Annotated in this window: 8 protein-coding genes and 1 riboswitch; all 8 genes read left to right on the top strand. The window is 31.9% G+C overall.

Translation table 11 applies throughout. The annotated features are described in order from the left end of the window. Window positions 1-396: 396 nt before the first annotated feature. On the top strand, window positions 397-912 hold the full coding sequence (locus tag BX659_RS03675; protein ID WP_097016472.1) for a hypothetical protein: 516 nt from the start codon (window positions 397-399) through the stop codon (window positions 910-912). 186 nt (window positions 913-1,098) lie between these two features. Continuing rightward, window positions 1,099-2,232, top strand: coding sequence for a DNA-processing protein DprA (gene dprA / locus BX659_RS03670; RefSeq protein ID WP_097016471.1), 1,134 nt, complete (start codon window positions 1,099-1,101; stop codon window positions 2,230-2,232). 365 nt (window positions 2,233-2,597) lie between these two features. Continuing rightward, entirely contained in the window at window positions 2,598-3,095 is a 498-nt protein-coding gene (locus tag BX659_RS03665) for a DUF494 family protein (RefSeq protein ID WP_097016470.1), read from the top strand. Between the two features lie 21 nt (window positions 3,096-3,116). Continuing rightward, complete coding sequence (gene topA / locus BX659_RS03660; RefSeq protein WP_097016469.1) at window positions 3,117-5,210, top strand: type I DNA topoisomerase; 2,094 nt, start codon at window positions 3,117-3,119, stop codon at window positions 5,208-5,210. Window positions 5,211-5,291: 81 nt separating this feature from the next. Continuing rightward, window positions 5,292-5,819 carry an ATP-dependent protease subunit HslV gene (gene hslV, locus BX659_RS03655; RefSeq protein WP_097016468.1) on the top strand — a complete coding sequence of 176 codons (528 nt, stop codon included), beginning with the start codon at window positions 5,292-5,294 and terminating at the stop codon, window positions 5,817-5,819. 15 nt (window positions 5,820-5,834) lie between these two features. Beyond that, a complete protein-coding gene (gene hslU / locus BX659_RS03650) occupies window positions 5,835-7,223 on the top strand; it encodes an ATP-dependent protease ATPase subunit HslU (protein ID WP_097016467.1) in 1,389 nt (462 codons plus the stop codon). 81 nt (window positions 7,224-7,304) lie between these two features. Next, window positions 7,305-8,084, top strand: a complete 780-nt coding sequence (gene codY / locus BX659_RS03645) for a GTP-sensing pleiotropic transcriptional regulator CodY (RefSeq protein WP_097016466.1) — start codon at window positions 7,305-7,307, stop codon at window positions 8,082-8,084. A gap of 332 nt (window positions 8,085-8,416) precedes the next feature. After that, window positions 8,417-8,505: riboswitch (cyclic di-GMP riboswitch) on the top strand. A gap of 919 nt (window positions 8,506-9,424) precedes the next feature. Beyond that, a complete protein-coding gene (flgB, locus tag BX659_RS03640; RefSeq protein WP_097016465.1) occupies window positions 9,425-9,832 on the top strand; it encodes a flagellar basal body rod protein FlgB in 408 nt (135 codons plus the stop codon). The last annotated feature ends 2 nt before the right edge of the window (window positions 9,833-9,834 follow it).

The raw sequence follows: 9,834 nt of genomic DNA, 5'->3' as shown, positions 1-9,834 counted from the left end.
TGTTTGGTTTGTTGAATTATTGGGAATATTAATCATAGTCAGACATCTCCTAGATTTAGTTTTTATTGACTATGATTATTATCTCTAGGATTTAGGTGTCTGACTTTGTTATTTTTAGGTAAATGTTTTATCTGATTTTTGTAAAGTGGTGATATCAAATAATAAAGAGGGGATTTCTATAGAAAAATATGTGGTTAAAATAAAGTTGATAGATTTGCAATATTTTAAAAGCAATTAATAAATTTCTCTAAGATAAAAGGAGAAAATTTCTTTTTATCGTATTAGATAGAGTAGAGAAGTTATTATTTAATTGTTGAGAAGTCACATTTAGAGCTGATTTGAATAAAGATAAATTGATGGAAGATTATTTTGAGCTATTAGGGAAGGAGATATCTGATGCTTAATTCTGCTAAAATTAAGATTATATTTCCCAATGGGGAGATAGTTAAATGTGATGATTTGATTGCATTGACCCGTAATTATAATGATTTTAAGGAGTTCCAGCAGGTATTTGTAGGTGATTGGAGTTTAGAGGATATAATAGATAATAAGTTATTTTTAAGTCAATTATTTGAGAATCAAATTAAAGAGCAGCTACCTAATGAGGATAAGGCCATATTTGATAGTATTATCTCTAAACAAAAAGAGGTACAAGATGTTATAAAGAGTCGATTGTCCTCAAAAGAGAGGGAACTTTATGATGTTTTATTCCCAGAGAATGAGTTATTTATAGCTAAGAGTAATGATGAGATAGATGAGGATGGATTATTGGACTTTTTTGAAGAACTATTAGATGATTTGGAAAATAAAGAACCTTATCAAAAACAAGACAATTCCTATTCTCAAGCAAAAGTGAATTTCAAAGATAAGATAATAGATTTAGAGGAATATAGAAGGAAGAAGTCTTATTAAAATAAGACTTCTTTTTATCTTTATTTGAAGTAGCCCTTAGTTAATTTAGAGAATTAAGAAGGATATCTTTGAATTGGTGTATAAATATGGACATAATTGGGATAATAACCTACTGTTTAATTTTAAAATTCTAAATAGAAGGCAATAAATATTTGTTGTTTAGAATTAAATAGGGGGTAGAAAGCTATGGAAGATAAACTTTACTGGGTCTGGTTAAATCAAATTAAGGGTTTAGGTCCGATCAAGGTTAAGAATTTATTGGATTATTTTACAGATGCTAAAGGTGTTTGGGAAAGCAATCTAGAAGAAATAACTGCTATTGAAGGAATTGGAAGTTCTTTAGGGAACAGAATTATCACTTCCAAAGGCAAATTTGACTTTGAAAAAGAGTATATAAGTTTAAATAAATTTGGAGTTAAGGTTGTAACTTTGGTAGATAAATGTTATCCTAAATTATTAAAGGAGATATATGATTCTCCTCCTGTACTATATTATAAAGGTGATCTATCCAAGATTAATAGACCATCATTATCGATTGTTGGTTCTAGAAGGTATACTACTTATGGCAAAGCGATAGCTAATAAGCTTAGTAAGAGGCTGACTGAGCTAGGAGTTAATATTGTTAGTGGAATGGCTAGAGGAATAGATACTTTTGCCCATCAAGGGGCTTTAGAAGGTGGCATAACCTATGCAATCTTAGGCTCAGGCATTGATCATATTTATCCTCCTGAAAATGCTGCTCTTGCTAAAAGGATAGCTAAAGAGGGAGCTATTCTCACCCCTTTTCATCTAGGCACTAGACCCTTTGCTAAGAACTTTCCTGCTAGAAATAGAATAATTAGTGGTTTAAGCTTAGGAACGATTGTTGTAGAGGCTACCAGAAAAAGCGGGTCATTGATCACTGCTGATATGGCTTTAGAGCAAGGTAGAGAAGTTTTTGCAATTCCAGGAGATATTACAAAAGAGCAGAGTCAAGGTACCAATAGGTTAATTAAGTCTGGAGCAAAATTAGTACAAAATATAGATGATATTTTAGAAGAGCTGCCTTTATTAGAGGGTATAAATAGTTATGATGAAGAATATGGTATAAATTTACAGAAGGACAATAGTCTAGAAAACAGAAAGAATAAATTGATGAAGGAATTAAGTGAAAAGCAGAAAATAGTATATAGGAGATTATCTTATACCCCCCAGCAGTTTGAATATTTATTAAATACTATCTCTTTGAATTCAGCACAGTTAAATACAGTTTTGTTAGAATTAGAGATTAAAGGGATGATAGAGCAGTTACCTGGCAAGAGATTTAGATTAGCTAACTAGATATTTGTGTATTAATATTATGAAATTTTTGAAATTAATTCTATTCTAGATATCTTTACATAATTATATTAATAATGGAGTAGGTAATCATATTATAGCAACCTTGTTTAGTTAGTTGAGTTATACTTAGCAGATAATTGTCAGAGTATGATATCTTTATATTTAAAGATTAATTATCATAGATAGTTATAATGCAATTTATCCTATATCTATTCTTCAAATAGGATAATTAAGAAGTAGGATTATTAGTATAGTACCTTAATTAACAGCTATATTAGAATGTTTGTTTTACATAAAAGAAGAATTATTAAAGGTAAGGGAAGGAGGAAGTATGGTAAACAATTTTATCATACACATACATAAATATGAATCAGAATATATTTGAAATAATTAGTCAACTAGTAAGAAGATTATTATATGATGGAGATATTGTGAGAGATGAGGAGAGTTTAATTAATTCTTTAAGGGATGAAGGTTATGATTTAGATGAGATTAATCAAGCCTTTGAATTTATATTTTCTTCTTCGGAAATAATAGATTTACCGCAAAAAGATCAAAAAAAGACCAAAGTCAAGGTCAATAAGTTTAGACAAAGGGTACTTGACTTTAGGGAAAAATTTAAGTTTAGTTTAAAGGTGCAAGGGATTATCATCAAGCTTAATACTTTAAGATTGATTAAAGAAGATGAATTAGAAAGAATAATAGCCAGATCATTAGTTGAGCAGAATAGAGTTATTGATGTTACAGAATTTTGGAACATATTAGAAGAAGTAGTTGACAATGATTTGAGACTTTTGGCAATTGCCAATCAAATTAGTGAATTTCAAGAGGTTATTGATACAAAGGATAAATATTTAAATTAATTCAGTTATGGAGGTGTTAAGATGCCTAAATCCAAGAAAAAGAAGAAATTAGTAATTGTAGAATCTCCAGCTAAAGCCAAGACAATTAGTAAGTTTTTGGGCAGAGGATTTGAAGTAGAGGCCTCAATGGGCCATGTAATTGACTTACCTAAAAGTCAATTGGGTGTGGATACTGAAAATGACTTTAAGCCTAAATATATCACTATTAGAGGTAAAGGAAAGACTCTACAAAATTTGAGAAAGAAAGCTAAAAAAGCAGAAGATGTATTATTAGCAACAGATCCTGACCGTGAAGGAGAAGCTATTTCTTGGCATTTAGCTCACGCTTTAAAGATAGATGAGAAGAGTGAATGTAGAATAGAGTTTAATGAGATCACTAAAAGTGCAATACAGAAGGCATTAAAAGAGGTTCGTTCTATTGATTTAGATAGGGTAAATGCTCAACAAGCAAGAAGAATTTTAGATAGATTGGTTGGTTATAAGCTAAGTCCATTATTATGGCAGAAGGTCAGAAAAGGATTGAGTGCTGGGCGAGTCCAATCTGTAGCAGTTAAGATTATCTGTGACAGAGAAGAAGAGATTGATAATTTTGTTGCAGAAGAGTATTGGACAATAGATACTAAAGTTCAGGCAGAGGGTAAAGAAGAATTTGATGCTAAGTTACATAGAATCGACAATAAGAAGTTTAGAATAGCTAGTCAAGAAGAAGCAGATAAAATTGCTCAAGAGTTAAAAGAAAAAGAGTTAAAGATTAATAAGATTGAAGAGAAGAAAAGAAGGCGTTATCCATCTCCACCCTTCACCACAAGTACTTTGCAGCAGCAGGCTGCTAATAAGATTAACTTTACAACTAAGAAGACTATGTATGTAGCCCAACAATTATATGAGGGTTTAGAATTAGGTGCTGATGGAACTGTAGGTTTAATTACCTATATGAGAACCGATTCTACAAGAATTTCAGATGAAGCCAAAGGGGAATTAAGGGACTATATTAAAGGAGAATATGGTGATAAGTACCTATCTAAAAAGCCCAAAAGTTATAAGGCTAAATCAGGCTCTCAAGATGCCCATGAAGCAATCAGACCTACCTCTGTACACAGGACTCCAGATAAGATAAAAGATTACTTAAATAAGGAACAATATAAGCTATACAAATTAATCTGGGAACGTTTTGTAGCAAGCCAGATGAGTCCAGCAGTCTATAAGACTTTAACTGTCAACATTAAAGGCGGCAGATATTCCTTATTAGCCAAAGGTTCAATAGAGCTATTTGCTGGATTTTTGAAGGTAGATACCAGTAAACAAAGCACTAAAGATGAATTGCTACCAGAGTTGCAAGAAGGGGAAGCCATTAATTTACTTAAGATTATTCCTGAACAGCACTTTACTCAACCACCAGCCCGTTATACAGAGGCAAAGCTGGTAAAGGTTTTAGAGCAGAAAGGGATTGGTCGACCAAGTACATATGCAACAATTGTTGGAACTATCCAAAACCGTGGCTATGTAGAAAAGCAGAGTGGTAAATTCATTGCAACAGATTTAGGAAAGATAGTTAATGAACTATTATCAGATCATTTTCCCCAGGTTACCGATATAGAGTTTACTGCTAAATTAGAGAATGATTTAGATGAGATTGAGTCAGGCAAAGTGGACTGGGTCAAATTATTGAATGATCTATACTTCCCTTTTGAACACAGACTTGAAGAAGCCTATGAAAATATGGAAAGTATATCTATGGAAGAAGAGACCGATGAAATCTGCGAAAAATGTGGAAAGAATATGGTAGTTAAATATGGTCGCTATGGCAAGTTTTTGGCTTGTCCAGGATACCCTGATTGCAAGAATACTAAGCCTTTTTTGAATAAAGTAGGAATAGAGTGTCCAGAGTGTGGTGATGGAGAGGTAGTTAAACGTAAGAGTAAGAAGGGAAAGGTCTTTTATGGTTGTAGCAATTATCCTGATTGTGAATTTATAAGTTGGGATGAGCCTGTTGAAGAGGGATGTCCTGAGTGTGAAAATAATTTCTTGTTGAGAAAGAATACTAAAAAAGAGACTAAATTATACTGTAATAATGAAGAGTGCGGATATGAAAAGATTGTTGAGGATGAAGAGTGAAGAGTAAAAAGATATTGTTAAATCTTTTACTATTCATTATTCATTATTAACTATTCACTGAATTTAAAAGGGGTGAAGATTATGTTTGAAGCAACTACTGTAATAGCTGTAAAGAAAGATGATATAGTGGCTATAGCTGGCGATGGTCAGGTTACTATGCAGCATACTGTTATGAAGCATGGAGCTAGAAAGGTTAGAAAGATCTATAATGGGAAGGTATTGGCTGGATTTGCAGGAGCAGCCGCCGATGCATTTACCCTATTTGAGAAGTTTGAAATGAAGCTAGAAGAGTATCGTGGTAATCTACAAAGGGCGGCAGTAGAATTGGCTAAAGAGTGGCGAACCGATAAGATGTTAAGGAAGTTAGAAGCTTTGTTAATCGTTGCTAATAAAGAATCTTTACTTGTTATTTCAGGAACTGGAGATGTAATTGAGCCTGATGATGGTGTGACAGCTATTGGCTCAGGTGGATCCTATGCTTTAGCTGCTGCTAGGGCTTTGATAGAATGTTCTGACTTGACTCCTTCAGAGATTGCTGAGAAGGCTTTGAAGATCGCTGCAGATATTTGTATTTATACCAATGATAATATTACTGTGATGGAGATTTAATAGGGAGGTTATAAAATGGAAGAGTTGACTCCTCAGGAGATAGTAAAGAGTTTGGATAAATATATTATTGGACAAAGTGATGCTAAAAAATCAGTTGCTGTCGCAATCAGAAATAGATATAGAAGAAAGAAGCTACCTGCTGAACTAAAGGATGAGGTTGTACCAAAGAATATTTTAATGATGGGACCAACAGGTGTTGGAAAGACTGAGATAGCTAGAAGGCTAGCGAAATTGGTTCAAGCACCTTTTATTAAGGTTGAGGTAACTAAATTTACAGAGGTTGGTTATGTTGGGCGTGATGTTGAGTCCATGGTTAGAGACTTATTACAGACTGCCATTAGAATGGTAAAGAAAGAGAAGATGGAGCGTGTTGAAGATAAAGCAATCAAACTAGCCGAAGAGAGGATTATAGACCTACTCTTACCAAGACCTAAAAAGAGAGGTAAGAATCCTTTTGGTGCATTATTTGGAGAAGGAGAAGGAGAAGAGGAAGATAATTTTAACGATGAGCAGGAAGAGCGTTTTGAAAGGCAGCGCAATAAGCTCTGTTATCAGCTTAGATTGGGAGAATTAGATGATAGAATTGTAGAGGTTGAAATAGAAGATACTCCTTCCCAGATGGTTGAAATCTTCTCTGGAGCTGGTGTAGAAGAGATGGGGGTTAACTTCCAAGATATCTTTGGAGGTATGTTTCCAAATCAAAAGAAGAAGCGTAAGGTAACTATTGAAGAAGCTAAAGTTATTTTAAAAGAAGAAGAGGCACATAAATTGATTGATATGGATGAAGTCAGTAGAGAGGCTATCAAGAGGGTAGAGGAGTCAGGGATTATCTTCTTAGATGAGATTGATAAGATAGCAGGGCAAAAAGTATCTTCTAATGCAGACGTCTCCAGAGGTGGGGTACAACGGGATATTTTGCCTATAGTAGAAGGCTCTACTGTAATGACTAAATATGGACCAGTGAGAACAGATCATATCCTATTTATTGCTGCAGGTGCCTTCCATGTAGCTAGCCCTACAGATTTAATTCCAGAGTTACAAGGAAGATTTCCAATTAGAGTAGAATTAAATAGCTTATCAAAAGAAGATTTTAAGGAGATATTAATCAAACCACAGAATGCACTAATTAAACAATACAAAGCCTTACTCAAGACTGAGGATGTAGATATAACCTTTACCAAAGATGCTATTGATGAATTGGCAGAGATAGCTTTTAGAGTCAATGAACAGACAGAAAATATAGGTGCAAGAAGGTTACATACTATTATAGAGAAATTATTAGAGGAATTATCCTTTAAAGCCCCAGAAATTGAAGAGAAGAAGATAGTTATAGATAAAAACTATGTTAAGGATAAGTTAGATAATATAGTAGAAGATAAAGATTTAAGTAAATATATACTATAATTATTTGAAATAAAAGTATGATTTGTGTATAATTTGATTAACTCCAATGTAAAATGGGTGAGAGTCAAGGGGGAAAAGTCTATGGAAGAGTTATTAAATAAAACCCGCAAGATAAATAGGTTGATTCAAAGGTCTGCTGGTCATCCTGTTAACTTTAAGGAGATGTCTCATGTCTTAAGTGAGACTATTGAGGCTAATGTCTACATAGTAGATGAAAAAGGAAAATTGTTAGGCTATACTTTAGTTGATGCTTTTGAATGTGATTTGATGTTTGAAGAGGTTATTAGTTCAGAGCAGTTCCCTGAAAATTATAATGATTGGTTATTAGGAATTTATCATACTCGTTCTAATTATGAACAAAAAGAAGGGCTTTGTGTATTCAAAGATAAAGAAGACTGTATATTTAAACATAAGCTGACAACTGTTGTGCCTATCAATGGTGGTGGAGAAAGATTGGGTACTTTAATAGCTGCTAGATTTGGTAAAGAGTTTGATTCTAATGACTTACTATTAGCAGAGTATGGGGCTACTGTAGTCGGTATGGAAATATTAAGGTTAAGAAGTGAGAAGATGGAAGAGGAGGCTCGTAAAAGAGCAGCAGTAGATATAGCTTTACAGACCCTATCATACTCTGAATTAGAGGCTGTTGAACACATTTTTGAAGAATTAGATGGGACAGAGGGGTTATTGGTTGCAAGTAAGATTGCAGATAGAGTAGGTATTACTCGTTCTGTGATAGTTAATGCTTTAAGAAAATTTGAAAGTGCTGGTGTGATAGAGTCTAAATCCTTAGGAATGAAGGGGACATATATTAAAATCTTAAATGATCGTCTAATTGAGGGATTAGATAAGTTTAAGTAAGATTTGCTTAAAGACAAAAAGAGAAAGTATAAGAGTACTCTTATACTTTCTCTTTTTATTGAATCATTAATTGTTTTATCCTTTTATTTTCAACTGTTTTTATAAAAAATCAATATCATAAAAATCATAAATTATTCACAATAACACTCATAATTATAGAAATTATATAAAATTGCTGACTGTATTATTATGGATTATAATCCATAATAATACACGGAATAATATAGCCTAATGATTGAAAATCAATATATATTTAATTAAAAAATTATTTTTATTGAAAAAATTATGATATTTTGATAAAATCATACTGGAATGGATTTCAAATAATTTTTTTTTGCAAAGGGCACACTTACTGAAAGGTGAGGTCGCAAAACTGAGGGTCTAAGGTATAACTATATACTATGATTGCCAGATTACCAAAAAAAGTTAGGGTCTATAGCTTATGCTATTCCTTTCATATATTTTGGGGGGGATAGTTTTTTTATGTTTGAATTCATACATCTATTAAGTAGTTTATTAAAAGATCTTATTTTAAATATTTATTCTAAAAAATATGGTGATTTTTAGGTAATATGTTCTAGACTAATATAATTTTTGTTTTCCTTGGATTAATATTTAAACTTTATAACAATGTACTAGTTTAATGGGGTTTATTAGGTTTGACAATTTATAATGATACCTATAAAATTAAAGAGTAAAATATTATACTTTAAAGTAAATAAATTAATAATAGGACAGTTTGATAATGGGATATTTTAATAAAATGCACTATCATATGTAAGCTATCTTTTATTCTTCTGTAGACATTATTATTAATATAGTTATAAAGAAAGTTAAGATAATTAGTAAGAATAAATCGATTCTTCAGCTATTAGATAAAGTTATAATAGTTTGGGTCGAATTTTTTAAAAATTAATTATTGGTTTAAGATGTAGAAAATACTAGACTAAAGAAGGAGTATTTAGCCCCCTTAAGTAGTATTAGGTAGGTTGAAGTAATATTCAAGCAACAACTAACATATATTGGTTTATTTATCAGAATAGCCCTTACATTTATAGAAGATAAGAGCATTTATGACTAATATTAATTTAAAAAATCCAGTTTCTACTAGTTATATATGAGTCTTGGTTATATTTTTTTGCAGGAATTTTAAAAGTAAAGTCGAAATTAGGAGAGTAAGCAGGTTTTAAGGGGGCTAATAATTTAATATTCACATTATATTAAGCAGAATTTTATTGTAACAAATTGTAATAAAAGGAATATATTAGGCTTGCTATAAAATAAACTCTACTTATTAAATCAACTTATTTATGACTTAATTAAAAAAGGGGGGATATTAGATGAAAATATTTAATAATAGGAGTTTTGGGGTTTTAGAAAAGAGTTTAGATGCATTGTCTAAGAATCATGATGCTATATCTAATAATATATCCAATGTAGATACACCTGGATATAAAAGAGAGTACGTATCTTTTAGGAGTGAATTGGCGAATTTGTTAGAGAATAGAAATGATTTGGCAGTAACTAACAAGAAGCATATTTCTATTAATTCTAAAGATTTAAGTTCTTTTGAGGGAAAGGTGCTGACTGAAGAGAATACTTCTGCAAGAAGTGATGAGAATAACGTTGATATAGATGCTGAGATGTCCATGTTGGCTAAAAATACTTTAGAATATCAGGCGCTGGTGCAGAGAATATCTGGTAAGTTTAAAAATTTACAAATGGTTATACAACAAGCAAGGGGGTAGAT

The sequence above is a fragment of the Orenia metallireducens genome, assembly GCF_003001995.1.
Taxonomy (GTDB): domain Bacteria; phylum Bacillota; class Halanaerobiia; order Halobacteroidales; family Halobacteroidaceae; genus Orenia; species Orenia metallireducens_B.
Note: the sequence above shows the minus strand (reverse complement) of the source record. Positions and strands in the feature narration are given on the sequence as shown.